Genomic DNA, 26,242 nt, shown 5'->3' on the forward strand with positions numbered 1-26,242 from the left:
ACGCTATCGAGTGACATTAATGGGCTACTGCTTCTGCAGTTACATGTTGCTCTGATTGTTTCAGACCCATTTTTTTTGCGTAGAACATAAGGATGACAAGTGACACGATAAAGGTTGCAGTTAATGTTGCACCCTCTGCGCCAGCCAGTGCAATCATGCAGAACACACAAGCAATACCAGAGAAGAACATGGTGAAGCCGCTGCGTGTTGTCATACCTTCGAAACGAATTAGGTTAATGCTTGAATAGAAGTAAGGAAGCATTGTTAGTAGTACGGCATCAGTCGTTAACTGATTGAATAAGTCAGCAGTGTGAGCTGATTGAGAACTGAATACAGTTAGTGCAACCATCAATGCTGTCATTTTAAGTGAAGCTAGGATTAGACCTTTTTTCGCTACACCATTTTTATCTGTTTCGCCGTAGATTTTAGGGAAGTTACCATCGTGAGCTGCACGTTTACCCGCTTCACCTACTAGCATCATCCAAGAACCTAGAGAAGTGAAACACGCTAACGCGGTGAATGCTGCAACAAATGGTGCTGACCAACTACCGAAGATTTCAGTGGTTGCTAGAGCAAATGGCGCACCAGATGCTGCTACTTCTGCTGCTGGGAACATGCCACTGATTACTTGAGTTGATAGAATATAAATCACACCCGCAATCGCTGTACCTAACATTGTTGCTAGAGGAACTGTACGTTTTGGATTTTTTACCATACCTGATGATACAGCTGCTGATTCAACACCAACAAATGACCATAGACAGATAAGTACAGCACTAATAATAGCGTGAGAACTTGTACCTGAAGATACATTCCAGTTTTGACTATATAGTGTTGGGTCAAAATGGCCCCAACCAACAATTGCAGTACCAACAACAGGAATAAGAATAAGACCTAAGCCTAACGTACATAGACGGCTCACCCAGCTACCACCTAGTAAATTAACTAGGGTAAATAACCATACTGATGCAATCGTCGCGGCAGCTGCAGGGATAGGGTCATTCAAAGCAGGGAAGAAAACGGATAAGTAAGATACACCAGTAATAGCGATAGCTAAGTTACCAATCCAGTTTGCGTGGTAATAAAGAACACCAGTTTGGAAACCAAATACAGGAGACACTTCACCAGCATAAGCGATTGGACCACCTTCTTGAGGGTTTTTCGTCGCTAAGCGAGCAAAAACAAATGCCAAACTTAACGCACCAACCAAACAGATAATCCAACTAAAAATAGATACTGAACCAACCGCTGCTAATGAAGAAGGTAATAGTGCAATACCACTCCCCATCATGTTGCCGGCAACAACACCCGTACAGGCTATTAAGCCAATTTTTTTTGTATTCGATTCCATAACATCTCCAAGGATCATCGAATGGGCAATTTTTTTACCCGTTATACGAAATTTTTTCTTTAAGAAAGCGAGATGTTATTTGAAGCAGGTCATGCAAACTCTGCTGGGGTAGATAAACAGCATCTCGCTCAAATTCTGAGGAGAAGCCTACGCCCAACAAAGCGAAAAAAAATCAGGATAAAATTATCAATAAAATAATGATAAAAACATAACCCTATTGACCTTTATTTTTTTAACCAAAAGAAAAAATACACTTAAATTCAATTAGTTAATATTTTTCTTTTATATTTATGATGGTTTTTATAAAAAATATAAATTTATCAAGAAGGGAATTTTCGACAGGATTATAGTGAGGTTTATCTCATCATTATAAGAATATAAAACCAATTTTTGGTGCTTAACTTCTTATTGGCTACTGAAAGAAAAAGCGCAACGATTATTTTGTAAATCTTTATGCTTATACGTAAAAAAAGTACGACATATTGTTTCATTATTATTGACTAATCAAACTTCGCTGAACTATATTAATCGCCGCAAATCCTTAGCAAACGATATTTTATACAACTTTATAACAAAGTTACTTATATTTCTTAAAGGATAGCGCTCGTTATCCATTATTTAAGAAAAATAAATTAACGATTAATAATAAGGAAATTTCATGACAAACACAGATTCAACGCTTATTGAATCGATGAACGAAGCCTTGCTTTCGGTTATTGGTAGTATCAATGGGCTTCTTTGGGGACAAGTCCTTGTTTATTTATTAGTTGGTGTGGGTGTCTACTTCACTCTGCGTCTTGGTTTTATTCAAATTCGCCAACTAGGACATTCAGTTAAAATCTTACGTAGCGGCCAAGAAATCGAAAATGGCATCAGCTCTTATCAAGTCTTCTGTACTTCTATGGCAGCCCGCGTGGGAACGGGTAACATGGCAGGTGTTGCAGTTGCATTAACCGTCGGTGGCCCTGGTGCTATTTTTTGGATGTGGTTAATTGCTCTATTTGGTATGGCAACAGCTTTCATCGAATCAACACTGGCACAAGTTTACAAAGTAAAAGATGTTGATGGTCAATACCGTGGTGGTCCAGCTTATTATATGGAAAAAGGTTTAGGCCAACGCTGGATGGGTACGCTTTTCTCTATCTTCTTAATCATCGCTTTTGGTCTAGTATTCAACGCAGTTCAAGCAAACACTATCACTGACGCTCTTAACCACTCATTTGGTTTTGATAAAACCATTATGGGTATCGTGATTGTTGTTATCTCTGGTTTCTTTATCATGGGTGGTTTACGTCGTGTTGCTAACGCATCATCGAAAATCGTTCCTGTTATGGCGATCGGTTACCTAGCAATTGCTCTGATCATCGTCGTAATGAATATCACAGAAGTACCAGCAGTACTGACTCTTATCGTTAAAAGTGCATTTGGCTGGCAAGAAGCGGCTGTTGGTGGTGTGGCATACACTATCGCACAAGCTATGCAATCAGGTATTGCTCGTGGTCTATTCTCAAACGAAGCGGGTATGGGTTCTGCTGCTAACATCGCAGCAAGTGCTACACCAAACCCTAACCACCCAGCGTCACAAGGTTTTGTGCAAATGCTAGGTGTGTTTGTAGATACGTTAGTTATCTGTACGGCTTCTGCTGCAATGATTATGCTTTCTGGCGTAATGGATCAACCAGATGCTGCTACGGGTATCAGTCTTCTTCAACAGGCGCTGACTAACGAGTTGGGCGGTTGGACAAGCTACTTTATGGCGCTAGCGATTCTTCTGTTCTGCTTTACTTCTATCATTGCAAACTACAGCTACGCTGAAACAAACGTAATGTTCTTGAATGGCAACTCTAAGAAAGGCTTGTTTGGTTTCCGTCTGTGTGTGCTAGCAATGGTGATGTTCGGTTCAGTAGCGTCTCTGCCAGTAGTATGGAACCTTGCAGATGCTTCTATGGGTATGATGGCTTTAATCAACATTGTTGCTCTAGTTCTACTATCTAAACTAGCAATCAAAGTTATCAAAGATTACGAAGTTCAACTTAAAGCAGGAAAAACACCTGAATTTGACAGAACTAAGTTCCCTGAACTTGATGATTTAAAAGGTGCATGGCACCCAAAGAAAAAACAACACTAATTTAATCCATAATTAGTTAAAAAAAAGCCCGTCGAACTAGATTCGACGGGCTTTTTTATTACACCTGTCTCGTCCTGAAATGTGTTTACACATTTAGGACTTTTATATGACAAATCAAGAAAAAACAAAGAATAAGCGAACTCAACGCGATTATTCATTAGGCTTTAAATTGCAGCTTGTTGCCGCTATAGAAAAAGGCGATATGACCTATAAGCAAGCTCAAAACATTTATGGCATTCAAGGTCGATCTACCGTACTTACTTGGTTAAGAAAACACGGTAAGATGGACTGGTCTCAATCACCTAAGATTATTATGCCTAAATCCCCGAAAGCGAAAGAATCGCCTGCACAAAAAATTAAACGTTTAGAGCGAGAGCTTGATGATGAAAGAATGCGTAATTTATTACTTAATGAAGTAGTGAATATCATGGACGCAGAACATGGTGCAGGCCTTAGAAAAAAGTATATTGCCAAGGAGCAAGAAGTCTTCAAAAGCAGAAAATGATCAGCTTAGAGCGAGCTAGTCAGCTACTTGGCATTACAAGACAATGTATATACCAACAAGAACGTAGAGCTCTGAAACGTGCCGTTGAACTTTCACCGGTTAAAAATATGGTGCAAGAAATTCGTCGATATATGCCTCGTATTGGAGGTAAAAAATTATATTTTTTACTTAAGCCCAAATTCATCACTCATGGCATAAAGTTAGGCAGAGATAACTTTTTTTCCTATTTAAGAAATGAGTGCTTATTAGTAAAACCTAAACGAAGTTATACAAAAACTACCTATAGTAAGCATTGGATGAAAAAACATCCTAATTTACTTAAAGAAGTAACACCTCAAGCATCTGAAGAGGTTTTTGTTAGTGATATCACTTACGTTCAATCACAAAAAGGTATTCATTATTTATCTTTAGTAACAGATGCTTATAGTCGAAAGATAATGGGATATGAATTAAGTGATGAAATGAAAGCTACTGATGTAGTCAAAGCTCTTGATATGGCGATAGATAGCCGTCAATATCAAAGGAGTACGATTCATCATTCAGACCGAGGATTACAGTATTGTTCAAAGGTTTATCAGGAAAAATTGAATAAAAATGATATTAAGCCATCAATGACGGATGGTTATGATTGCTATCAAAATGCATTAGCAGAGCGAATAAATGGGATACTTAAACAAGAGTTTCTTTTGTATGACTGTAAAGATTTAGAGGAGTTAAGGCATTTAGTTGAAGAATCTATTTTTATTTATAATGAAATGCGGCCACATTTAAGCTTGGGAATGAGTACACCAAATCAAGTACACAAAAAAGCCAAGTGCGTACGCACTTAGCTTTCAATTAAAAATCGTCAACGTATTTTAGGACGAGACAACCAATATACTGCATAAATCGTTAATCACGATTACCCCATCAAGCGAACTTCACTCGGGTTAACGGCACGATACATAAAATAAGCAACAGTTTCTAAGTCACTGTAAAATGCAAGGTTTTCAGCAAGCATATAAGTTTCAAGTGACGTATCCATAAAGAAAGCCTTACTGTATGACTCCCCTGCTTGATCTAAATCGCCATCTAACTCAGCAAGTTTCCCTTCTAATATATAAGAGAATGCCGACTCTCTATCCTTAAACGCGAGGTTAAGATAAGCTCTAGCATCCTCTTTGTTATCTTGCTTAATCGCTATCATAGCTAATGCTTCATAAATACGAGGAGGCAACACACCGACATCCGATAAGGCATATCTAGCTTGAAGATCCTGACTTAGCTTTTCAATTTTAGCGGTGTTTTCATCTAATTCTAATTCAGGGTTAAGCGCTGAATAGGCGTTATAAGCAATGTATAACTCCGAAAGCACATAATCATTATTCGGTTCTGCTAACGCAATGTTCTCTAACAGATCGATCCCTTTTTCAAAGTTTTTTTGATCCGTTTGATTAATAAAGTGATTCGCTCGAACCAACATCTCTAATAGACCATGCTCCTTTGGTAAACCAAGCATTAGCCTATTCATATCTTGTTCGGATGCTTTAACGCCTAAAGTACGCATTAAATCTTGAGATGATTGGCGTAACACATGCGCTAAGTTGGCATTGGTCATTAAATATTGACGACTAAACAGCACTCGATTTGAAATATTACTGCGATACTCAACATCTAAATACGTTTTATTTTGCTGTTCTTCTACTCGAACATTCACTGCTTTTCCGGGCAAAATGCCAGTAGTAAATGCGGTTTTATTTAACTGGACTCGGTAGTGACCAACACTTGCTAAATCTGCCATCAATTTTTGACTAATACCATCAGCCAAATATTCTGTTTCATTATTCGAGTTACGGCTTGCGTGATAGGTAAACTCAATTAAATCAGTATCTACAGCCTTGGTTATATGAGTGGTTGTTTGCTGATAAGTAACTGAAAAAATAACCGCAATTAATACGCCAACGAGAAAAAAATCAAACGCTAATAGCTTCCAACGATGTAAAAAGCTAAAACTCTCACCCTGTTTTTTCTTTTCGTTTGATACTTGATTCGAAATATTAGTTACAGCACGTGTTAATGGACCAGCAGGAAAAGAGAGTTGTGCTGTCTCATCTTGTTCTTTTTCTTGTTCTGCAGTGTTCAATTCAACATTATGATTCTGATTTTCATCAGCTTCTGTTGAGGTAAATGTATCGCAAGGTTTCCAATAAGGCGTATCTTCTAATCTTATTTGCTTAGTTTCTGCAACCAACTTATACCCACGTTTTGGTACCGTAACTAAATAACGAGTGTTATCTAAACGACCATCACGCAATACTTTTCGCAGTTCAAATATTGATTGTGTTACCACTTGATCGGTAACAAACGCACCATCCCATACATGTTTAATTAACTCATCTCGACAAAAGACTTCGCCTGAATGCTGCGCTAAAAAGCGAAGTAAATTAATTAAACGTGGTTCAACCGACACTTCCCTATCTTGGCGATATAACTTATTTTCCTCAATAACTAGAGTCCAGTCATTAATTTGAAAACAGATCCCGACCATAAGATACTCATTTGTATGAATTGATATAAATGTAAAAGAAGAAAGGCCTCAAAAATAATAAGGTTTATCTTATTTTCAAGCTCTCCTTTTAAAGAAGTTGGGATTATAGATAACCCTTCTTCTCATTTATATGATATTCCTATTTCAAAAATGGAATCTTAGGATCCAACCACTGTTCAACGAATAGAAAAATTACATAACCATATGAATATAAAGATAACAGACTAATATGGAACGCATTAAAAATAGCCTAATAATTCCATTAACCATCAACAAAAATAAATGAACAGCTCTGTTCTTATCATTAATATTTAACGCATTATATGAATACAACATAAATAGAGTATAAATAGATCAATAAATCTCAACCTATTACTTTTAAATCAACAAAAATAATATTGATATAAAAAAACTAAAATACTATTAATATCTTTATCAAATAATATCAATATACGCGTATCAACAAGATAGAAATAAAAAAGGCCAACCACTTGGTTAGCCTCTAAGAAAACGAATAAATGTTTATTTTTTCACTAAAGCATTGGTCATTGCTAATCCAAACATCATGGCAAATAAGAATACAAATACATCATTATTTCCTAAAGCGATACTTGAAACTACTGGCCCAGGACAGATTCCAGCAAGCCCCCAGCCAATACCAAAAATAGCAGCACCTGAAATCAATTTATTATCAATGTGCTTATTGGTAGATAAACAAAACTCTTCCGCATTCAATGGCTTTGTTTTTGATTTAATAAATAAGAAGTAAGCAGGCATAAATACCAACAACGCCCCTCCCATCACAAACATTAAACTCGGATCCCATGCTCCTGAAACATCCAAAAATCCAACCACTTTTTCAGGATCAGCCATTCCCGATGTTGTCATTCCAAGACCAAACAATCCACCAGAGAGTAAAGCAATAATTCGAAACATAAGATTATTCATGATCACTCCCTTAAAGAACGTGTAATCGGATAAAAACAGTTATTCCAGCCACTAGCATAAATACACAAGTAGCGACAATTGAACGAACAGACAATCGTCCAATCCCACAAATTCCATGCCCACTAGTACAACCATTACCTAGGCGAGTACCAATACCAACCAGTAAACCAGCAATAATCAACAGTGGTGTGTTTGTTGTATATTCCGTAGGAACATGTGCGCCAAAGAAATAAACACCTGCTGCACCACCTGAAATCATACCTAGAACAAACAACCATCGCCAAGCATAGTCCTTTTTTTTCGGTGTCATTAACCCTGTTAATACACCACTTATCCCTGCAATTTTTCCATTTAACAAAAGAAGTAGCGTAGCAGAGACACCTAAAAGCATACCGCCAAACAAAGAGAACCATGGAATCGTCATTTATCAATACCTGTTAGATTGTTTTTTAAACATATATTTTAGATTACGGTCACCAATTAAATTAGTCAATACTTATTTAGCAAATTAAAATTTAACAAAACAAATATTAGACAAAGCTAATTTAAATAACTATAGTAAAAAACAATTGAGCATAAATTGCTCTGATTTTTTCATTATGAGGGAAATCGGAATGACCAAAATTGTAATTATTGGTGGCGTTGCTGGTGGTGCTTCTGCAGCAGCAAGAGCACGTCGTTTAAGTGAAGATGCACAAATTATCATGCTAGAGCGTGGGCCTTTTGTTTCTTTTGCTAACTGTGGATTGCCATATCATATTGGGGGTGACATCAAAGATCGCGATAATTTACTACTACAAACTCCTGATAGTTTTTTAGCTCGTTTTAATGTTGATGTGCGTGTAATGAACGAAGTAATAAGCATTAACCGTGGTGAAAAAACAATTACAATTAAAAACTTAGTCGATAATACTGAGTACCAAGAAAATTATGATTTTCTTTTATTAAGTCCAGGTGCAGGTCCCATTGTTCCCCCTATCCCAGGTATTAATAACTCACTGACATTTTCTCTACGTAATGTCCCTGATATGGATCGTATTATCGCCTCAATTAGAGACAATAAACCACAACATGCAACGGTTGTTGGTGGCGGTTTTATTGGATTAGAAATGATGGAAGCTTTCCATCAACTCGGTATCAAAACAACACTATTAGAGCTAGCAGATCAAGTAATGACTCCAGTTGATCGTGAAATGGCAGGCTTTGTTCATAAAGAAATCAAAGATAAAGGCATAGATCTTCGATTAGGATCAGCACTTCAAGAAGTCATTGAAACTGAAACTGGATTAACACTTTCTTTGAGTACAGGTGAAGTTCTAGACACCAATCTATTAATCATGGCTATTGGTGTTAAGCCTGAAACCAAACTAGCAAATGAGGCTGGATTACAGCTTGGCGAATTAGGTGGTATTTATACTAATGATCAACTACAAACCAGCGACCCATTTATCTATGCCGTTGGTGATGCCATTGAAGAAAAAGATTTTGTTACTGGTAACCAAACTTTAGTTCCACTTGCTGGCCCAGCAAACCGTCAAGGCCGTATGGCCGCTGATAATATGCTCGGTCGAAATGAGAGTTACCAAGGCACTCAAGGCACCGCTATTTGCAAAGTATTCGATTTAGCTATTGCTTCTACAGGTAAAAATGAAAAAACGTTAAAACACGAGGGCATTAGCTACGAAAAAGTATTTGTCCATACAGCAAGCCACGCAAGCTACTATCCTGGCGCTGAAATCGTTTCATTTAAACTGTTGTTTTCGCCAGAAACGAGAAAGATTTTAGGTGCCCAAGCCGTTGGTAAAGATGGCATAGATAAACGAATTGATGTTATGGCTGTTGCTCAACGAGCAGGAATGACAGTTGATCAACTTGAGCATTTAGAACTCACTTATGCTCCACCATTTGGCAGTGCGAAAGATGTAATAAACCAAGCCGCTTTTGTAGCAAATAACCTTATTAAAGGAGATACCAAAGCGATTCATTTTGATGAAGTGGAGCATCTTAATGAAAATCAAATCTTACTTGATGTAAGAAATCCTGCTGAGTTAATCAATGTTGGTTATATTAAAGGAGCAATGAATATTCCAGTAGATCAACTTCGCCAGCGATTGAATGAACTACCTAAAGACAAAGAGATCATCATTTATTGCCAAGTTGGACTACGTGGGAATGTCGCCTATCGTCAGCTTGTAAATAATGGATTTAAAGCTCGGAATCTAATTGGTGGTTATCGTACTTATTCTTTTGCTAATGCCTAATTAATCGCTTTAATCTCTAATAAAGGACGTAATCAGCGTCCTTTATACACTCGACACTCTGACAATTATGAGGTAAGTTTAGAAGTATAGACGTATAGAAACCCAAAACTTAAGGATAAGTTGTGCCGATCAAAATACCTGACCAACTCCCTGCAACTGAAGTATTACGTGAAGAGAATATCTTTTTCATGCAGGAATCTCGTGCTACCACACAAGCGATTCGACCTCTTAAAGTCATTATTTTAAATTTAATGCCAAAAAAGATTGAGACAGAAACTCAATTTTTACGCTTACTATCTAATAGCCCATTACAAGTGGATGTAGAGCTATTACGTATTGATAATCGCACTAGCAAAAATACACCAACCGAGCATTTAGATACTTTTTATCGTCAATTTGAAGGCATTAAAGATCGTAACTTTGATGGCCTGATCATAACAGGAGCACCACTAGGATTGGTGCAGTTTGAAGATGTTATTTATTGGGATCATCTACAAACCATCATGACATGGGCAAAAGATCACGTCACTTCTAGCTTGTATGTATGCTGGGCAGCACAAGCTGGTTTAAAGCTACTTTATGATTTACCAAAGCGTACACGTAAAGAGAAACTTTCAGGCGTTTATAAACATACTAACCTTGACCAACACCACCCTATTCTACGCGGTTTTGATGATCAATTTTTAGCACCTCATTCTCGCTACGCTGATTTCTCTGCTGATTATTTAAAGTCACATACTGATTTGGATATTCTTGCTACTTCCAAAGAAGCTGGTGTGTATTTAGCGGCCACCAAAGATAAGCGAAATGTATTTGTCACTGGTCATCCAGAATATGATTCATTCACATTACACAATGAATACGTTCGTGACTTAGGAGAAGGAATGGAACCAACGATTCCTGTTAATTACTACCCTGATGACAACCCTGATATTACACCAAAAGCGACATGGCGTAGTCACGGACACCTGCTCTTTTCTAATTGGCTTAACTACTGTGTTTACCAACAGACACCGTATGATCTTGAACATTTCTCTGAGCAAAACTTCACAAGAGATGAGTAACCTTAACTCATTTTAATTAGCGGGTATTATTCTTCATACATACCCGCCACAAGCACAAAACCACCACTACAATCTGATAAATAGAGCACATTTTGTCCTTTTTTGATAAAAAATGAGCTTTGGTTTAATTCAGATCAACCCTGCATCTATTTATAAAATCAACAACAATCTAAATGAGAACAAGCTCAATAAAACCCTATGAAATGTAAGGTATTAATAGCCTTAGTTGATTTTAATTATAATTGCGTTAACGCAGGTGGTTGTATGTTGTATTTTGAATTTCTCTTTTTATTACTCGTTCTCTACATCGGTTCTCGATACGGAGGGATCGGATTAGGGGTTGTATCTGGTATTGGTTTGGTGATTGAAGTATTTATCTTCAAAATGCCACCGACTTCTCCGCCCGTTACAGTAATGCTGATCATCTTGGCAGTTGTTACCTGTGCTTCAATATTAGAAGCCGCTGGTGGTTTAAAGTATATGCTGCAAGTTGCTGAGCGGATTTTAAGAAAGAATCCAAAACGCGTCACCATCATCGCTCCATTTGTAACTTATGCAATGACGTTCTTACTAGGTACAGGTCACGCTGTTTATTCAATCATGCCTATCATTGGTGATGTAGCATTAAAAAATGGTATTCGTCCTGAGCGTCCTATGGCTGCCGCATCTGTTGCGTCTCAAATCGCAATCACTGCTTCACCATTATCTGCCGCAGTTGTGTATTACCTAGCTCAACTGGTTGATATTGATGCCTCTATTACATTAATGTCGATTTTAATGGTTACTGTACCTGCAACGTTATTCGGTACTTTAATGCTGTCTCTTTATAGCTTACGTCGTGGTAAAGAGTTAGAGGATGATGAAGAGTATCAAGCACGTTTACAAGATCCGGTTTGGCGTGAAAAAATCCTAAATACAACATCAACATCTCTTGATGAAGAGCTACCAACAACTGCTCGTAATGCCGTTCTGATCTTCTTAGGTGCCATCGTTTCTATCGTTATTATTGCTATGTGGCCAGAAGTACGCACCATTACTGATGGCGGCGCACCAATCAAAATGTCTGTTGTAATTCAAATGATGATGTTGGCTTTTGGTGGTGTGATTTTACTTGCAACGAAAACCGATCCTCGTGATGTTCCAAATGGCGTTGTGTTTAAATCAGGAATGGTGGCGGCAATTGCTATTTTTGGTATCGCATGGATGTCAGATACCTATTTCCAATATGCCATGCCTCAATTTAGAGCCGGTATTGTAGATATGGTAACGCTTCACCCTTGGACGTTCGCTTTATCACTATTTATTGTATCTGTTGTGGTTAACTCACAAGCGGCAACAGCTCGTATGATGCTACCCGTTGGTTTAGCTCTGGGTTTAGAGCCTGCACTGGTTATTGGTTTAATGCCAGCAGTATATGGATACTTCTTTATTCCTAACTACCCATCAGATATTGCAACCGTAAACTTTGATAGCTCGGGTACAACTAAAATTGGTAAGTACTACTTTAACCACTCATTCATGTCAGTCGGTTTAATCGGCGTGGTTTCAGCCTGTATTCTTGGCTATGTCTTAGGCCAAATTGTGATTGGTTAATTCCACTAATCAATACAAAAAAAGCCCATGCAAATACCATTGCATGGGCTTTTATTTTCAATAAACGATGTTTTACATTGCTAAGCTAAAGAATAAACCAGCTAAACATGCACTCATTAAGTTAGCTAATGTACCCGCTAATACTGCTTTAAAGCCCATGTTTGCAACGTCAGCACGACGTTCTGGAGCCATCACACCAATAGAGCCTAATTGCACAGCGATTGAACTGATGTTTGCAAAACCACACAGTGCAAAAGTAATAATTACTTGGCTGTATGCTGATAACTGATCTTTATGCTGAACAAAGTCGATAAATGCAACGAATTCATTAAGAACCACTTTTTGACCAATGTAAGAACCAGCCATTACCATTTCAGCTTTTGGAATACCAATAACCCATGCGATTGGAGCAAATAAGTAACCAAATACGGTTTGCAGTGTAATACCAGCAAAACCAAACCACTCAGCAACCATTTCTAATCCACTGTTAAGCATTGCAATAACACTCACAAAGGCAATCAACATCGTACCTACAGCAACCGCAATCTTCATACCATTCATTGCACCACTTGCAAGAGCATCAATTACGTTGCTTTGCTCACTTTTATCAATGGTTACATCATGTTGGTCAACAGGCGTTTCTTGCTCAGGAATTAAAATCTTAGCCATTAATAAGCTACCAGGAGCAGCCATAAAACTTGCAGCAATCAGATATTTAAGTTCCACACCTAAACCAGCATAACCACCCAGTACACTACCGGCAACCGATGCCATACCACCCGCCATTACAGCGAACAGTTCAGAACGAGTCATTTGAGCTAAGAATGGGCGAATAAGAAGAGGAGATTCACCTTGAGAAAGGAAGATGTTACCTGTTGCAACGAGAGATTCTACTTTACTGGTACCTAAGAATTTTTGAATTCCGCCACCAAGAACAGAAATCACTTTTTGCATAATACCTAGATAATATAGAGCGGAGATTAGAGCACTGAAGAAGATAATAATAGGAAGGACGCGAATAGCAAAAATAAAACCAGAAGAAGCAAGATCACCAAAGAGGAATGCTATCCCTTCATCCGCAAAACCAAGTAAGCTAGAAACACCACTACTTAATCCCGCTAACGCTTTTTGCCCCAAAGGAAAATACAATACTAAAGCAGCAAAAGAGAGTTGTAATAAAAAGGCTTTAAATACTAATTTCCAGTTAATTGCTGAACGCTTCTCTGAAAATACCCAAGCACAAAAAATCAGTGCGCACATGCCTAATAGGCTAAATAAAATATTCATAATTATGCCTATGAGATTTTAGAATAAAATGAAGAAACAAAAGGAGCCGCCATCGTAGATGACGAGATCGGTGAAGAATGACTACACCAAGAGGAAGTTATAATAGAAATAAAGATATTCATTGTTTACCCTTTACAAGCTGTTTAACAGTAGCTGGTCCTAGTCCTTGGGGTCATTCACTGTATCCCTGTGACGGCTTGTATTGGGAGAAGGAGTATACATATAGATGATTTAAAATCACGAAATATGTGACATAAATCACCAAATTTTACTTATTTGAAAAAACAGAAGCATCTATTTACTACAAACAAATAAATTATTTTTCTCTACAGTATCCAAAAATACACATAATCAACTAAATTAATACAATAAGATAAAGGAAATATTATGGCGAGTATTGATCATATCGAAAAACTGGATGCGCTAGATAAGCTAAGTGTGGTGACATATCGTACAGGGATTACCCTTTTTGGTATCGCACTTATCCTTTTTAGTCTTGCGATAGCTGATGATATTGGATTAATCATTATAGAAAACGTTCACTTAATGGATTTTTCATTAACTTTAATCGCAGTATCATCTGCGATGAGTGCGGCTAATCTTCATGTTTATGATAAAACAGTAAGGCTGATTATTACTTGGGCTGCGTGGATAGGCTTAGTTTTACTCATCACGATTGATAGTGAACAATTGATTTGGCTTCCTATTGGGTTTCTCTGTGCTTGCTTCTCAGGCATTGCTCTTAAAGAATCCTTTTGTTTTAAGGTTATTGGTCTAAAAGCCATCCCTTTTCTATTGTGTATATCCATTTTAATGTTGGCTATCGAAGTATGGTTAATCGCTATTATTTGCTTATTTCTATCTGGAATTATCTTCATTTTTCTTGCTATTCAAAAATGGAGAATGCCCCTTCATTTTGATATCGGCAATAAAGCGAATTACCAGATTTAACCTTACACTCGCTGTCGATTTACTATATAGCGACTAATTACGCTTATCTCAACTTATACATCAAAGATTTGTAGCAATAAAAAGCCCTAAGTTACCTTAGGGCTCTCTTACTAACTAAAACGTATATTTAAAAAGTGAGTTAGTATTCTTCTACGGCAAATAGTGTTTCCATATTCAAGCCTTGGTTCGTCATGATTTCTCTTAAACGACGTAGACCTTCTACTTGGATCTGTCTTACGCGTTCGCGAGTTAAACCAATCTCAACGCCTACTTGCTCTAATGTTGCAGCTTCATAACCAAGTAAACCGAAACGGCGAGCAACAACTTCTTTTTGTTTAGGGTTTAATTGCCCTAACCAACCCACCAATGACGTATTAATATCATCCTTTTGTGTTTCTGACTCTGGGTCACTATTTTTAGTATCAGGAAGGATATCTAATAACGCTTTATCTGATTCACCAGCCACCATTGAATCGACTGAAGCGACACGCTCATTTAAACGCAGCATTCGACTAACATCACTTACTGGCTTATCGAGCTTTTCAGCTATTTCTTCTGGTGTTGGTTCATGATCAAGCTTTTGAGAAAGTTCACGTGCTGCACGCAAATAAACGTTAAGCTCTTTTACAACATGAATAGGTAAACGGATGGTACGCGTTTGGTTCATAATGGCACGTTCAATGGTTTGACGTATCCACCATGTGGCGTAAGTAGAGAATCGGAAGCCTCTTTCTGGATCAAACTTTTCAACAGCTCGAATTAGGCCAAGATTTCCCTCTTCCACCAAATCCAATAAAGCAAGACCACGATGATTATAACGACGAGCGATCTTCACGACCAATCGAAGGTTACTCTCAATCATTCGAGCTCGAGCGGCTTCATCACCTTTTAAGGCTAAGCGACTAAAATAAACTTCTTCTTCTGCTGTTAGTAGTGGAGAAAAGCCAATTTCACCAAGATACAGTTGCGTTGTATCCATAACTTTCTGTGAACTGCTTACTTCAAGACGTTCAGACTCTTCTTCAATACTGGTTAATTCAGCATCATTAATTGTGTCTAAATCGAACTCTTCAACTTCTTTAGTTACTGCATTGCTTTTACTCATAGCGCCTCCCCATGGCGAGCCAGCAAGACATTACAACTCAGCTATGTCATCCTTTTATGGTAAATACCTCTGTGGATTTACCGATTTCCCTCTAAAGCGGATCTCAAAATGCAAACGTACACTGCTCGTACTAGAGCTTCCCATCGACGCGATTTTTTGTCCCGCTGTGACGTTTTGGCCTTCTTTCACAAATAATGCTTCGTTATGAGCATAAGCACTTAAGTAATCATCGTTATGTTTAATGATAATTAAGTTACCGTACCCTCTTAATGCATTACCAGCATAGACCACAGTTCCTTTTGCTGTTGAGATGATATCTTGACCACGTTGGCCTGCAATATCGATCCCTTTGTTTCCTTGGTCTCCTGTAGAGAATTTAGCGATGATCCGACCTTTTGTTGGCCATAACCAAGAGTCCACCTTTTCCGTTTTTTGTTGTACTGGTTTCGGCTTCGGTTTAGGAGCTGGTTTTGGCTTAGCAACCGGTTTAGGTTTTGAAGATGTTATCGTTTTGTTGGAATTAACATACTCCTTAGGTTTGCTGTTTTCAACCTTTTTTGTGCTTTCTTTTTGTACAGTTGATATTTTTTTAGCACTCGTTGTGGTTGGTTTTGGCTTAGGAGCAGGCTTATTTGTTGCGACAGGAACAACGGCAACCGCTGTCGCCGTCGAGCTTGAAGACGAATTAGATGGTGTGACTGAATGTCCGTCACTGCCATAGGCAGGAGCAATATATTTAGGCCCCCACAATTTTATTTTTTGGCCAGGATGAATCATATAAGGCGCTTTAAGCTCGTTGTATGCAATGAGCTCTTTTACGTCTTTATTTGTAACATAAGAAATGAAATAAAGAGTATCACCTTTCTCTACGGTGTAATAACTGCCGCGATAACTACCTCGCTCTGCTCCGTTATATGCAGAACTAGAGCTATTAACACTCGACACTGGTGCAGGACGATGTGGTCCCATAGAACAACCAGAAAGAAACAAGCTAACAACAGCTGCCATTAACCATAAGCGTATAGAAATAAGGTTGATAATCATTTTTCTCATTATATTATGCTAATTCACCTGCAACTAAAGGCACAAAACGAACCTCTTCAATCACTTCAGAGAAAAATTCCTCTCCCTGACGAGTAATTCGTAATAACTGCTGCGACTCTTCCCCTACAGGGATAACTAAATGTCCATTATCTTTTAATTGAAATAACAAGTCATTAGGAATAGATTCTGCAGCTGCAGTTACAATGATGGCATCAAATGGACCTTTTGATTCCCATCCCTTCCAACCATCACCATGCTTTGTTGAGACATTATATATATCCAATTGTTTCAACAATCGTTTCGCATTCCATTGTAACGATTTTATACGCTCAATAGAGTTAACATGCTCAACTAATTTAGCTAATACAGCCGTTTGATAACCAGAGCCAGTTCCCACCTCGAGTACATTTGATGTAGGTGTTAACTCTAATAATTCAGTCATTTTCGCTACGATATAAGGCTGTGAGATCGTTTGACCTTCACCAATAGGAAGTGCGTTATTTTGATAAGCTTGATGTGATAAAGCTTCTGGAATAAAACGCTCTCTTGGTAACTCACGAATAGCCGCTAAAATAGCTTCGTTTCTAATGCCTTGTTGGCGCAAAAATTGATCTAATAATTCAGAACGCGAATTAAGCATTATTTAGAACTCTCTAATGATAACCAATCAGTAATCATACCTAATGAATCATGAGCAGTTAAATCGACTTGTAATGGTGTTATTGATACTCGGTGCTGCTTTACAGCAAAGAAGTCCGTTCCCTCACCTGCATCTTGTTTTTTGCCTGGAGGGCCTAACCAATAGATGGTCTCACCACGAGGATCAGTATCTTTAATCATGCTCTCTGCATGATGCCTTGCACCTAATCGTGTCACTTCCCAGCCCGTTAATTGCTCGTATTCGCAATCTGGCACATTCACATTCAATACTTTTTGAGTGGTTAATGGGGAAACTAAATGGTTATTAACTATTTTTAATGCTACTTGAGCTGCCGTATCAAAATGATCGCGTCCAACCAAAGAGATAGCAATAGCGGGCAAACCTAAAAAGTGCCCTTCAGTAGCAGCCGCGACGGTACCTGAGTACAAAGTATCATCACCTAAGTTTGCTCCATGATTGATACCTGCAATAATCAAATCAGGCAAGTTATCTTTCATTAATTCATTCAATGCAAAGTGAACACAATCTGTTGGTGTCCCTTGCACTGAATGAATGTGTTCATCAATTTGACGAACACGTAATGGGGATTCAAGAGTTAAAGAATTTGATGCACCAGAACGATTACGATCAGGAGCTACTATCGTAATATCGGCAATGTCAGCTAATACACGAGCTAACGTATTTATCCCTTCAGCAAATACACCATCATCGTTACTAAGCAAAATGCGTAACTTCTTCACTCTTGTCTCCATATTAATATTAATCGTTTGAGCTATAAGTACGCTCAACTTCAATTTCTTGTAGCAATTCACGTACGATTACCGTAGCAAAACTGCCTGAAGTTAATGAGAAGTTTAGCGTTAACGTATCGCCTTCAGCTGACCATGTTAGGTTTTCAGGATGCAGTTCAATGGCACGACGTTCATGACGCATACGGTTACCACGAATTAGCGCCATTAAATCCGGTTCAGCATCTAAATGAGATTGTTCTAATGTAAGAGCTGTGCCTGTCGTTGGTAATTGATTATCTCCAGCTAATGCTGCCGTGATAGATAATTCGCCATTTTGAATTTTTTGAATACTCTCTTCAGACGTCACATTCTCATTTACGATACGGTCATTGCGATCAAGTAGAATATCACCATCAACAGGTTGAGAGAAGTAACCCTCTGTTATTCTTTGAGAAACAATGTGGTTAAAAATCCAAGAACGAGCTGCTGATAAATAAAAGCTACGCTTGCTGTTATCACGAGTACGAACATTATCTCGTCCCCAACGACGAGCTTCGTTAACGTTATTACCTTCATGTCCAAAACGTTGTGAACCAAAGTAATTAGGAACACCAGTCAGTTTTACTTTTTCTAGACGCGCTAACACATCTTCAATATCGGTGACTTCCGTTGCGATAACTTGAAACTGATTACCTTGTAAATCACCAGGACGTAACTTTTTGTTATGGCGAGTAACTTCTAAGATCTCAACACCAGGATGTGTAGCTTCAAATTTAGCAAAGTTTAATTCATCGCTGTTAGCAACTTGAACACTTAGCCATTGCTCAGTCACGGCATGGCGATCTTTCAACCCAGCCCAACTAACATTTTTAGATTTAACACCACAGAATTTTGCCAATTCATTAGCAACATATTTGGTATTTTCACCCGTTTTACGGATTTTAACCATTAAGTGTTCACCGCTACCTGTGAACTCAAAACCTAAGATCTCTTTTACAATAAAGTGCTCAGGAAGTTGTTTTAATTTACCTGTTGCTACTGGCTTTCCGTATAACCACGAAAAATTAGACATGATGTCTGACATAAATCTATCTCTTAAGATGCTTTAACTAACAGCACTACTGCTTCACAAGCAATGCCTTCTTTTCTACCGGTAAAACCCAAACGCTCAGAGGTTGTGGCTTTTACATTAACGTTATCTAGCTCTGTTTCTAAATCTTCTGCGATTGCATTACACATCGCTTGAATATGAGGAGCCATTTTAGGAGCCTGAGCAATGATAGTGACATCCGCATTTCCCAATACAAAGCCTTTCTCTTTTACACGGCGATATACATCTCGAAGTAAAGCTCGGCTATCCGCCCCTTTCCACTTATCATCTGTATCTGGAAAATGGCGACCAATATCACCTTCAGCTATAGCACCAAGTAGCGCATCACATAACGCATGCAAAGCGACATCACCATCAGAATGAGCAATTAGGCCTTGCTCATAAGGAACGCTTACTCCACCAATAATGACTGGGCCTTCACCGCCAAATTTATGTACATCAAATCCATGTCCAATTCTCATTATTTGGTTTCCTTTTTCATTTTTTGAAGATAAAACTCAGCCAAATCGAGATCTTCTGGTTGGGTGATTTTTAAGTTATCGGCACGACCTTGAACCAGTTTAGGTTGATATCCCATTAACTCAATAGCTGAAGATTCATCAGTAATAGATAAATTTTTATCTAATCCTGTTTGCAGGGCTGAGTACAATAATTCTGTTGTGAATAGTTGTGGTGTTAACGCATGCCACAGCACACTACGATCAATCGTTGTCTCAATGCATTGTGCTTGAGTAGCATGTTTCATCGTATCTCGCACTGGTGATGCTAATATGCCACCAATGTGTTCGGGGATCACTTCTGCAATTAATTTATCAATGTCAGAATGGCGAATACAAGGGCGAGCGGCATCATGAACCATAACCCACTCACTTAATTGATGCTCTTGAACGTACGATAAACCAGACAACACCGAATCCGCACGCTCTTTACCGCCAGAAACTCGAATCACTCGGTTATCATGAACAAGAGTTAATTCTGGGAAATAAGGATCACCGTCAGTAATCGCAACAACGACTTTATTAACTAAAGGGAAAGCTAATAACTGTTCGATTGTATGTTCTAAAACGGTTTTTCCATTTAATAATAAATACTGTTTAGGGCGGTCGGCTTTCATTCGGCTTCCTACCCCTGCGGCAGGAACAATTGCAGTAATCGACAATGGTGTAGTAAGAGCCATTAATTACCCCTCACTGTTTTCATCAATAATTCGATAGAATGTTTCGCCTTTTTTTATCATTCCCAATTCATGACGAGCTCTTTCTTCAATGGCTTCAGAGCCTTTTTTCAAGTCATCAATCTCAGCAAACATTTGTTCATTACGGTTACGTAAACCCTGATTGACTTCTTCTTGCAAAGCAACGTCATTTGATACTTGCGCATAATCGGACATTCCATTTTTTCCAAACCATAAGGTGTATTGCAACCACCCTAAAGCGATCAATAAGAAAATGGCAAATGTACGCATAATTGCTCCGAAAATAAGAAATGATAAAAGAAGGCTAACTATATCAATCCAGCATTAGAACTTCACTAGCTGTCTGACAGAAATAAAAAAAACCGCCTCAAATGAGACGGTTTTATATCGAAATTCTAATCGAACGATTAAGAACTAAAAATCAAATTCTCAAAAATTGAGATTATTGACCTTTAACTTCTTTAAGACCGTTGAAAGGTGCTTTTTCACCTAGAGCTTCTTCGATACGGATTAGTTGGTTGTACTTAGCAACACGGTCAGAACGGCTCATAGAACCAGTTTTGATTTGACCTGCAGCTGTACCTACTGCTAGATCAGCAATAGTTGCATCTTCAGTTTCGCCAGAACGGTGAGAGATTACAGCTGTGTAACCTGCGTCTTTAGCCATCTTAATTGCAGCTAGAGTCTCAGTTAGAGAACCGATTTGGTTGAACTTGATAAGGATAGAGTTAGCTACGCCTTTCTCGATACCTTCAGCAAGAATCTTAGTGTTTGTAACGAATAGATCGTCACCTACTAGTTGAAGTTTGTCACCTAGTAGTTCAGTTTGGTGCTTGAAGCCAGCCCAATCAGACTCGTCTAGACCATCTTCGATAGAAACGATTGGGAATTGGTTAGCTAGCTCAGCTAGGTAGTGGTTGAACTCTTCAGAAGTGAAAGTTTTACCTTCGCCCTTCATGTTGTAGATGCCAGCTTCTTTGTCGAAGAACTCAGATGCTGCACAGTCCATAGCAAGAGTAACGTCTTTACCTAGTTCGTAACCAGCAGCTGCAACAGCTTCTGCGATAACTTCTAGAGCTTCAGCGTTAGACTTAAGGTTAGGAGCGAAACCACCTTCGTCACCAACTGCAGTGCTGTAGCCTTTAGACTTAAGTACTTTAGCTAGGTTGTGGAATACTTCAGCACCGATACGTAGACCTTCTTTAAGAGTTTTAGCACCAACTGGTTGGATCATGAACTCTTGGATGTCAACGTTGTTATCAGCGTGCTCACCACCGTTGATGATGTTCATCATTGGTAGAGGCATAGAGAATACGCCTGGAGTGCCGTTTAGTTCAGCAATGTGAGCGTATAGAGGCATAGATTTAGCAGCTGCAGCAGCTTTAGCATTTGCTAGAGAAACAGCAAGGATTGCGTTAGCACCGAAGTTTGCTTTGTTGTCTGTACCGTCTAGGTCGATCATGATTTGATCGATTTCAGCTTGGTTTTTCGCATCTTTGCCGATTAGAGCTTCAGCGATTGGACCATTTACAGCTGCAACAGCTTTAAGAACACCTTTACCTAGGAAACGTGCTTTGTCGCCATCACGTAGCTCAAGAGCTTCACGAGAACCTGTAGATGCGCCAGATGGAGCAGCAGCCATACCTACAAAACCACTTTCTAGGTGAACTTCAGCTTCAACTGTTGGGTTACCACGAGAATCGATGATTTCACGACCTAGAACTTTAACGATCTTAGACATTGTGTTTCCTCTTTACTTTTCTTTAATTTAAAAGCTAAAAATAGCCGTCCAACATTGGACAGCTACTCGTAAATCCTATTACTTTTCTAATTCACCGCGCACGCTTTCGCCTGCAGCTTTAACAAAACCTTCAAATAATGGGTGACCATCACGAGGTGTTGATGTGAATTCTGGGTGGAATTGCGCAGCCACAAACCATGGGTGGTTAGGGATTTCGATAATTTCCACCAGCTTCTTATCAGCAGATAAACCAGAAACCTTAAGGCCTGCTTTTTCTAGCTGAGGAAGTAAGTTGTTGTTTACTTCATAACGGTGACGGTGACGCTCTTCAACTGTTGCATTACCGTAAAGCTCACGAGCTTTTGAACCTTTAGCAAGATGACATAGTTGAGAACCAAGACGCATTGTACCGCCAAGATCTGATTTCTCAGTACGCTCTTCAACATTGCCTTCGCTGTCAATCCACTCAGTGATAAGACCAACAACAGGGAATTTCGTGTCTTTAGAGAATTCAGAAGAGTGCGCCCCTTCCATATTAGCAACGTTACGCGCATATTCAATTAACGCAACTTGCATACCTAGACAAATTCCTAAATATGGTACTTTATTTTCACGAGCGTATTGTGCAGCAAGGATCTTACCTTCAACACCGCGGTCACCGAAACCACCTGGAACTAGAATTGCGTCTAGGCCTTCAAGGATTTCAGTACCTTTAGATTCTACATCTTGTGAATCTACATACTTAATAGTGACGTTTAGACGGTTTTTCAAGCCCGCATGTTTTAATGCTTCATTTACTGACTTGTAAGCGTCTGGTAATTCAATGTATTTACCAACCATACCGATAACAACATCACCAGTTGGGTTAGCTTCTTCATAAATTACTTGTTCCCACTCAGAAAGATCAGCTTCAGGAGCTGTAATACCAAAGCGTTGACATACTAAATCATCAGTACCTTGTGCTTTAATAAGTTGTGGGATCTTGTAGATTGAATCTACGTCTTTCATTGAGATAACTGCTTTTTCTTGTACGTTACAGAAAAGAGCAATTTTCTTACGTTCGTTTGCTGGAATAACACGGTCAGAACGACAAACTAAGATATCAGGTTGGATACCGATAGAAAGCAGTTCTTTTACTGAGTGTTGAGTTGGTTTAGTTTTTAGCTCACCAGCAGCACCTAGGTAAGGTACTAGTGTTAGGTGCATGAACATTGCACGCTCACGGCCTAATTCTACTGCTAGTTGACGAATCGCTTCCATGAACGGTAGAGATTCAATATCACCAACTGTACCACCAACTTCTACGATTGCGATATCGTGGCCTTCAGCGCCAGAGATAACACGTTCTTTAATCGCATTAGTAATGTGAGGGATAACTTGGATAGTAGCACCTAAGTAATCGCCGCGACGTTCTTTACGTAGAACATCTGCGTATACTCGACCAGCAGTAAAGTTGTTACGCTTAGTCATTTTGGTGCGGATGAAGCGCTCGTAGTGACCTAAGTCTAGATCTGTTTCTGCGCCGTCTTCCGTGACGAATACTTCACCGTGTTGAGTAGGGCTCATTGTGCCTGGATCAACGTTGATGTATGGGTCAAGCTTCATCATAGTGACTTTTAAGCCACGAGCTTCAAGAATAGCTGCTAATGATGCTGCTGCAATACCTTTACCTAGTGAGGATACAACCCCGCCAGTTACAAAAATGTAATTCGTCGTCATACGTTACCTGAAATTGGTGTAATGAGGAATAAAAATGGATTTCATCTGGACGGGAAGTGAATATACCAGAACCGCTTTATCGCCACAACGTGAAAAGTATCACAGTTAATTGATTTATTTTTTGCTCCAAATCAATTCCGCTCACTTCGCTTAATTTTTTCCCACTCAGAATCTAGCTCATTCAAATCACATTGCTCTATTTTTTTACCTTTTTTGGCGACGTTCGCTTCAATTTGACGAAAACGACGCTCAAATTTGTTATTTGCTTTGCTTTGCTTAAAGCTTGCTCTGGATTTTTTTCTAAATGACGCACTAGATTTACCGTAGCAAAAAGTAGATCGCCTAATTCTTCTTCTACTTTTTCTTCATTTCTGGGTACTTTATAGACCTCTTCTAGCACTTCTGCCACTTCTTCATTTACTTTATTTGCAACAGGTTGTAACTCATCCCAATCAAAGCCGACTTTGGCGCACTGCTTTTGTATTTTATTTGCTCTTAGTAAGCTTGGTAAAGCCGTTGGAATTGTATCTAAGATGCTTTCTTGAACTGGTGTTTGTTGATTGTTTTTCTCTTTATCTAAACGTTCTTGTTGTTTTACTTTATCCCAATTGGCTGCAATTTCAGCATCAGATGAAAAATTATCTTCGCCAAAAACATGTGGATGACGGCGAACCAATTTTTCATTTAAAGTTTCTAGTACGTCATTAAAATCGAACAATTGCTCTTCTTTAGCGATTTGCGCGTAGAAAACCACTTGAAACAGTAGATCTCCCAACTCTTCTTTTAAATTGCTCCAGTCCTTTTTATGAATCGCATCCACCACTTCGTATGTTTCTTCTATGGTGTGTGGAACAATAGAATCAAAGGTTTGTTTTTTATCCCAAGGGCACCCTTTCTTTTCGTCTCTTAGTTGAGCCATGATAGAGAGTAACTGTTCAATATTATTTGGGGTGGTCATATTTATTCCCTGTGATTGGTATAAAAACAAAAAAAGCTGTGACCATTATAGTCACAGCTTTCTTAATCACGATGAATTTTATTTTTTAGTCAATTAGCCTAATAGACTTACTGCTGCATTTGGCGCTTGCTTTGCTTGTGCCAAAATAGATGAGCTTGATTGGCTTAAGATCTGACTCTTAGTTAAGTTTGTTGTTTCTTTAGCGAAATCCGTATCTTTAATCTGGCTATTAGAGTCAGAGATATTTTCGTTGATGTTCGTTAAGTTTTTAATTGCACTATCAAAACGGTTTTGAATTGCACCTAATGAAGCACGGTTGCTATCTACGTATTCTAGAGCTGCATCGATAACGTCAATTGAACGCTGTGCACCGCCAACAGTAGTTAAATCCATTGATGCTACTGTATCATCAGATTCGCCACCCATTTTTAGTTCATTAGCTAATGAACCGCTAAATTCTAATGGAGAAGAGATCGTCTCACCTGACATGAATACTTGAAGTACACCATCTTCAGTAACAGATGCGCTTAGCTCATTTGTTTGACCGTTAATGTAAGTCGCTAACTCTTCAATATCATCACCTGTTTTTGCTGTGATATTGATTTCTTGAGCGTTACCATTCTTATCATTGTAAGACACATTGAATTGCGTATTCTCTGCACCAACTTTCCAGTTAATGTCACGACCTTCTTCAGCAAAGTAAGATTTACCGCCCATTGTCGCTTCATCAGCACGCATGCTATTAAGTGTTACTGCAACGGCTTCACCTGAATCTGCACCAATTTGGAATGATTTAGTACCAAATTCGCCGTTAATTAAGCGTGTACCCGCAAAAGATGTTGTTTCAGCAATACGGTTTAATTCATCAGTTAATGAACTTGCTTCTTCTTGCATTGCAGCACGATCAGCATCAGTGTTTGAACCGTTCGCAGATTGAAGAGATAAGTCACGTAGGCGTTGAAGAACGTTAGTTGTTTCCTTCATTGCACCTTCAGCAGTTTGCGTAATAGACATACCTTCATGTGCATTTCGTACTGCCACGTTTAGACCACGACTTTGCGCAGTCATACGGTTTGAAATTTGTAGACCAGAAGCATCATCAGCAGCACTGTTAATTTTCGAACCTGAAGACAATTTTTCCATTGAATCAGTTTGGGCAGCAGTTGCATTGTTCATATAACGTTGTGCTGTCATTGCCGAGATATTTGTATTTACTGAAATTGCCATTGTATTTGCTCCGGTCAGGCTTCATTTATTGTTATAGGGTTGAAGCCTATAATTCATCGTTGATACACATATTTACGGCCTACAATTTCAGAACTTGAGATTTTTTTTCAATAAAAAAGCCGAATATTTTAAAAA

At 38.7% G+C, this 26,242-nt stretch carries 22 protein-coding genes and 1 pseudogene; 6 read left to right on the forward strand and 17 right to left on the reverse strand.

The genetic code is table 11. The features are described from left to right. Positions 1-16 precede the first annotated feature (16 nt). Positions 17-1,351 (reverse strand): cadaverine/lysine antiporter, encoded by a 1,335-nt coding sequence (gene cadB / locus AVFI_RS10775; protein ID WP_012533596.1) that lies wholly within the window; start codon positions 1,349-1,351, stop codon positions 17-19. Between the two features lie 658 nt (positions 1,352-2,009). On the opposite strand from cadB, the gene AVFI_RS10780 reads away from it, so the two are divergent. Together AVFI_RS10780 and AVFI_RS10785 are read left to right on the forward strand one after the other, a co-directional pair. Continuing rightward, entirely contained in the window at positions 2,010-3,479 is a 1,470-nt protein-coding gene (locus tag AVFI_RS10780; protein ID WP_188863869.1) for an alanine/glycine:cation symporter family protein, read from the forward strand. A 106-nt stretch (positions 3,480-3,585) separates the two neighbouring features. Then, positions 3,586-4,814, forward strand: a protein-coding gene (locus AVFI_RS10785; protein ID WP_408580437.1) for an IS3 family transposase whose coding sequence is annotated in 2 segments (ribosomal slippage) — positions 3,586-3,949 and positions 3,949-4,814 — 1,230 coding nt in all. Because the reading frame shifts where the segments join, the coding sequence is not laid out codon by codon here. Between the two features lie 71 nt (positions 4,815-4,885). Here the strand turns inward: AVFI_RS10785 and cadC are convergent. The 3 genes from cadC to AVFI_RS10800 all read right to left on the reverse strand — a co-directional run bounded on the left by cadC (position 4,886) and on the right by AVFI_RS10800 (position 7,883). Further along, complete coding sequence (gene cadC / locus AVFI_RS10790; RefSeq protein ID WP_017019045.1) at positions 4,886-6,511, reverse strand: lysine decarboxylation/transport transcriptional activator CadC; 1,626 nt, start codon at positions 6,509-6,511, stop codon at positions 4,886-4,888. Between the two features lie 522 nt (positions 6,512-7,033). Continuing rightward, entirely contained in the window at positions 7,034-7,459 is a 426-nt protein-coding gene (locus AVFI_RS10795; protein WP_188863574.1) for a YeeE/YedE family protein, read from the reverse strand. Between the two features lie 10 nt (positions 7,460-7,469). Next, positions 7,470-7,883 (reverse strand): YeeE/YedE family protein, encoded by a 414-nt coding sequence (locus AVFI_RS10800; protein ID WP_065597563.1) that lies wholly within the window; start codon positions 7,881-7,883, stop codon positions 7,470-7,472. Between the two features lie 190 nt (positions 7,884-8,073). Between AVFI_RS10800 and AVFI_RS10805 the strand changes: the two genes are divergently transcribed. From AVFI_RS10805 to AVFI_RS10815, 3 genes are all read left to right on the forward strand, one after another. Continuing rightward, a complete protein-coding gene (locus AVFI_RS10805; RefSeq protein WP_155662617.1) occupies positions 8,074-9,720 on the forward strand; it encodes an FAD-dependent oxidoreductase in 1,647 nt (548 codons plus the stop codon). 122 nt (positions 9,721-9,842) lie between these two features. Then, positions 9,843-10,784 carry a homoserine O-acetyltransferase MetA gene (metA, locus tag AVFI_RS10810; RefSeq protein WP_005420682.1) on the forward strand — a complete coding sequence of 314 codons (942 nt, stop codon included), beginning with the start codon at positions 9,843-9,845 and terminating at the stop codon, positions 10,782-10,784. 264 nt (positions 10,785-11,048) lie between these two features. Next, a complete protein-coding gene (locus AVFI_RS10815; RefSeq protein WP_012533838.1) occupies positions 11,049-12,377 on the forward strand; it encodes an anaerobic C4-dicarboxylate transporter in 1,329 nt (442 codons plus the stop codon). A 72-nt stretch (positions 12,378-12,449) separates the two neighbouring features. Here AVFI_RS10815 and AVFI_RS10820 read toward each other — a convergent pair whose 3' ends face one another. Then, positions 12,450-13,664, reverse strand: a complete 1,215-nt coding sequence (locus tag AVFI_RS10820; RefSeq protein ID WP_005420686.1) for a NupC/NupG family nucleoside CNT transporter — start codon at positions 13,662-13,664, stop codon at positions 12,450-12,452. A 387-nt stretch (positions 13,665-14,051) separates the two neighbouring features. Here AVFI_RS10820 and AVFI_RS10825 point away from each other — a divergent pair, with 387 nt between their 5' ends. Next, on the forward strand, positions 14,052-14,615 hold the full coding sequence (locus AVFI_RS10825; RefSeq protein WP_054775663.1) for a DUF2301 domain-containing membrane protein: 564 nt from the start codon (positions 14,052-14,054) through the stop codon (positions 14,613-14,615). 139 nt (positions 14,616-14,754) lie between these two features. On the opposite strand, the gene rpoS is transcribed toward AVFI_RS10825, so the two are convergent. The 12 genes and pseudogenes from rpoS to AVFI_RS10885 all read right to left on the reverse strand — a co-directional run bounded on the left by rpoS (position 14,755) and on the right by AVFI_RS10885 (position 26,107). Next, positions 14,755-15,720 carry an RNA polymerase sigma factor RpoS gene (gene rpoS, locus AVFI_RS10830; RefSeq protein WP_188863575.1) on the reverse strand — a complete coding sequence of 322 codons (966 nt, stop codon included), beginning with the start codon at positions 15,718-15,720 and terminating at the stop codon, positions 14,755-14,757. A 54-nt stretch (positions 15,721-15,774) separates the two neighbouring features. Beyond that, entirely contained in the window at positions 15,775-16,764 is a 990-nt protein-coding gene (locus AVFI_RS10835; RefSeq protein ID WP_188863576.1) for a peptidoglycan DD-metalloendopeptidase family protein, read from the reverse strand. Between the two features lie 13 nt (positions 16,765-16,777). Beyond that, positions 16,778-17,404, reverse strand: coding sequence for a protein-L-isoaspartate(D-aspartate) O-methyltransferase (locus AVFI_RS10840; RefSeq protein WP_017019051.1), 627 nt, complete (start codon positions 17,402-17,404; stop codon positions 16,778-16,780). After that, positions 17,404-18,177: a 5'/3'-nucleotidase SurE gene (gene surE / locus AVFI_RS10845; protein WP_081301018.1), complete on the reverse strand. Its 774-nt coding sequence runs from the start codon at positions 18,175-18,177 to the stop codon at positions 17,404-17,406. Before surE ends, AVFI_RS10840 begins: the two co-directional genes overlap by 1 nt. Before the next feature lie 7 nt (positions 18,178-18,184). Next, a complete protein-coding gene (gene truD / locus AVFI_RS10850) occupies positions 18,185-19,240 on the reverse strand; it encodes a tRNA pseudouridine(13) synthase TruD (protein ID WP_054775662.1) in 1,056 nt (351 codons plus the stop codon). Positions 19,241-19,251: 11 nt separating this feature from the next. Continuing rightward, positions 19,252-19,728, reverse strand: coding sequence for a 2-C-methyl-D-erythritol 2,4-cyclodiphosphate synthase (gene ispF, locus AVFI_RS10855; RefSeq protein WP_012534026.1), 477 nt, complete (start codon positions 19,726-19,728; stop codon positions 19,252-19,254). Then, positions 19,728-20,444, reverse strand: coding sequence for a 2-C-methyl-D-erythritol 4-phosphate cytidylyltransferase (ispD, locus tag AVFI_RS10860; RefSeq protein ID WP_155662619.1), 717 nt, complete (start codon positions 20,442-20,444; stop codon positions 19,728-19,730). Before ispD ends, ispF begins: the two co-directional genes overlap by 1 nt. A 3-nt stretch (positions 20,445-20,447) precedes the next feature. After that, positions 20,448-20,732, reverse strand: coding sequence for a cell division protein FtsB (gene ftsB, locus AVFI_RS10865; protein WP_005420699.1), 285 nt, complete (start codon positions 20,730-20,732; stop codon positions 20,448-20,450). 172 nt (positions 20,733-20,904) lie between these two features. Continuing rightward, entirely contained in the window at positions 20,905-22,203 is a 1,299-nt protein-coding gene (eno, locus tag AVFI_RS10870; protein WP_005420700.1) for a phosphopyruvate hydratase, read from the reverse strand. Positions 22,204-22,281: 78 nt separating this feature from the next. Then, complete coding sequence (locus AVFI_RS10875; RefSeq protein ID WP_005420701.1) at positions 22,282-23,922, reverse strand: CTP synthase; 1,641 nt, start codon at positions 23,920-23,922, stop codon at positions 22,282-22,284. A gap of 131 nt (positions 23,923-24,053) precedes the next feature. Further along, positions 24,054-24,880 (reverse strand): annotated as a pseudogene (gene mazG, locus AVFI_RS10880) (nucleoside triphosphate pyrophosphohydrolase). A 93-nt stretch (positions 24,881-24,973) separates the two neighbouring features. After that, a complete protein-coding gene (locus tag AVFI_RS10885; RefSeq protein WP_005420704.1) occupies positions 24,974-26,107 on the reverse strand; it encodes a flagellin in 1,134 nt (377 codons plus the stop codon). Between the last annotated feature and the right edge of the window lie 135 nt (positions 26,108-26,242).

The sequence above is a fragment of the Aliivibrio fischeri ATCC 7744 = JCM 18803 = DSM 507 genome (genome assembly GCF_023983475.1).
Lineage (GTDB): Bacteria > Pseudomonadota > Gammaproteobacteria > Enterobacterales > Vibrionaceae > Aliivibrio > Aliivibrio fischeri.

What these genes read in the sequence shown, in the direction of transcription:
- AVFI_RS10780 (WP_188863869.1), top strand. Translation starts at nt 2,010, where the DNA reads ATGACAAACACAGATTCAACGCTTATTGAATCGATGAACGAAGCCTTG.
- AVFI_RS10825 (WP_054775663.1), top strand. Translation starts at nt 14,052, where the DNA reads ATGGCGAGTATTGATCATATCGAAAAACTGGATGCGCTAGATAAGCTA.
- surE (WP_081301018.1), bottom strand. Translation starts at nt 18,177, where the DNA reads ATGGAGACAAGAGTGAAGAAGTTACGCATTTTGCTTAGTAACGATGAT.
- ispD (WP_155662619.1), bottom strand. Translation starts at nt 20,444, where the DNA reads ATGGCTCTTACTACACCATTGTCGATTACTGCAATTGTTCCTGCCGCA.
- AVFI_RS10815 (WP_012533838.1), top strand. Translation starts at nt 11,049, where the DNA reads ATGTTGTATTTTGAATTTCTCTTTTTATTACTCGTTCTCTACATCGGT.
- AVFI_RS10885 (WP_005420704.1), bottom strand. Translation starts at nt 26,107, where the DNA reads ATGGCAATTTCAGTAAATACAAATATCTCGGCAATGACAGCACAACGT.
- ispF (WP_012534026.1), bottom strand. Translation starts at nt 19,728, where the DNA reads ATGAGAATTGGACATGGATTTGATGTACATAAATTTGGCGGTGAAGGC.
- cadB (WP_012533596.1), bottom strand. Translation starts at nt 1,351, where the DNA reads ATGGAATCGAATACAAAAAAAATTGGCTTAATAGCCTGTACGGGTGTT.
- AVFI_RS10875 (WP_005420701.1), bottom strand. Translation starts at nt 23,922, where the DNA reads ATGACGACGAATTACATTTTTGTAACTGGCGGGGTTGTATCCTCACTA.
- cadC (WP_017019045.1), bottom strand. Translation starts at nt 6,511, where the DNA reads ATGGTCGGGATCTGTTTTCAAATTAATGACTGGACTCTAGTTATTGAG.
- AVFI_RS10800 (WP_065597563.1), bottom strand. Translation starts at nt 7,883, where the DNA reads ATGACGATTCCATGGTTCTCTTTGTTTGGCGGTATGCTTTTAGGTGTC.
- rpoS (WP_188863575.1), bottom strand. Translation starts at nt 15,720, where the DNA reads ATGAGTAAAAGCAATGCAGTAACTAAAGAAGTTGAAGAGTTCGATTTA.
- AVFI_RS10840 (WP_017019051.1), bottom strand. Translation starts at nt 17,404, where the DNA reads ATGCTTAATTCGCGTTCTGAATTATTAGATCAATTTTTGCGCCAACAA.
- AVFI_RS10820 (WP_005420686.1), bottom strand. Translation starts at nt 13,664, where the DNA reads ATGAATATTTTATTTAGCCTATTAGGCATGTGCGCACTGATTTTTTGT.
- truD (WP_054775662.1), bottom strand. Translation starts at nt 19,240, where the DNA reads ATGTCAGACATCATGTCTAATTTTTCGTGGTTATACGGAAAGCCAGTA.
- AVFI_RS10835 (WP_188863576.1), bottom strand. Translation starts at nt 16,764, where the DNA reads ATGATTATCAACCTTATTTCTATACGCTTATGGTTAATGGCAGCTGTT.
- AVFI_RS10795 (WP_188863574.1), bottom strand. Translation starts at nt 7,459, where the DNA reads ATGAATAATCTTATGTTTCGAATTATTGCTTTACTCTCTGGTGGATTG.
- ftsB (WP_005420699.1), bottom strand. Translation starts at nt 20,732, where the DNA reads ATGCGTACATTTGCCATTTTCTTATTGATCGCTTTAGGGTGGTTGCAA.
- AVFI_RS10805 (WP_155662617.1), top strand. Translation starts at nt 8,074, where the DNA reads ATGACCAAAATTGTAATTATTGGTGGCGTTGCTGGTGGTGCTTCTGCA.
- eno (WP_005420700.1), bottom strand. Translation starts at nt 22,203, where the DNA reads ATGTCTAAGATCGTTAAAGTTCTAGGTCGTGAAATCATCGATTCTCGT.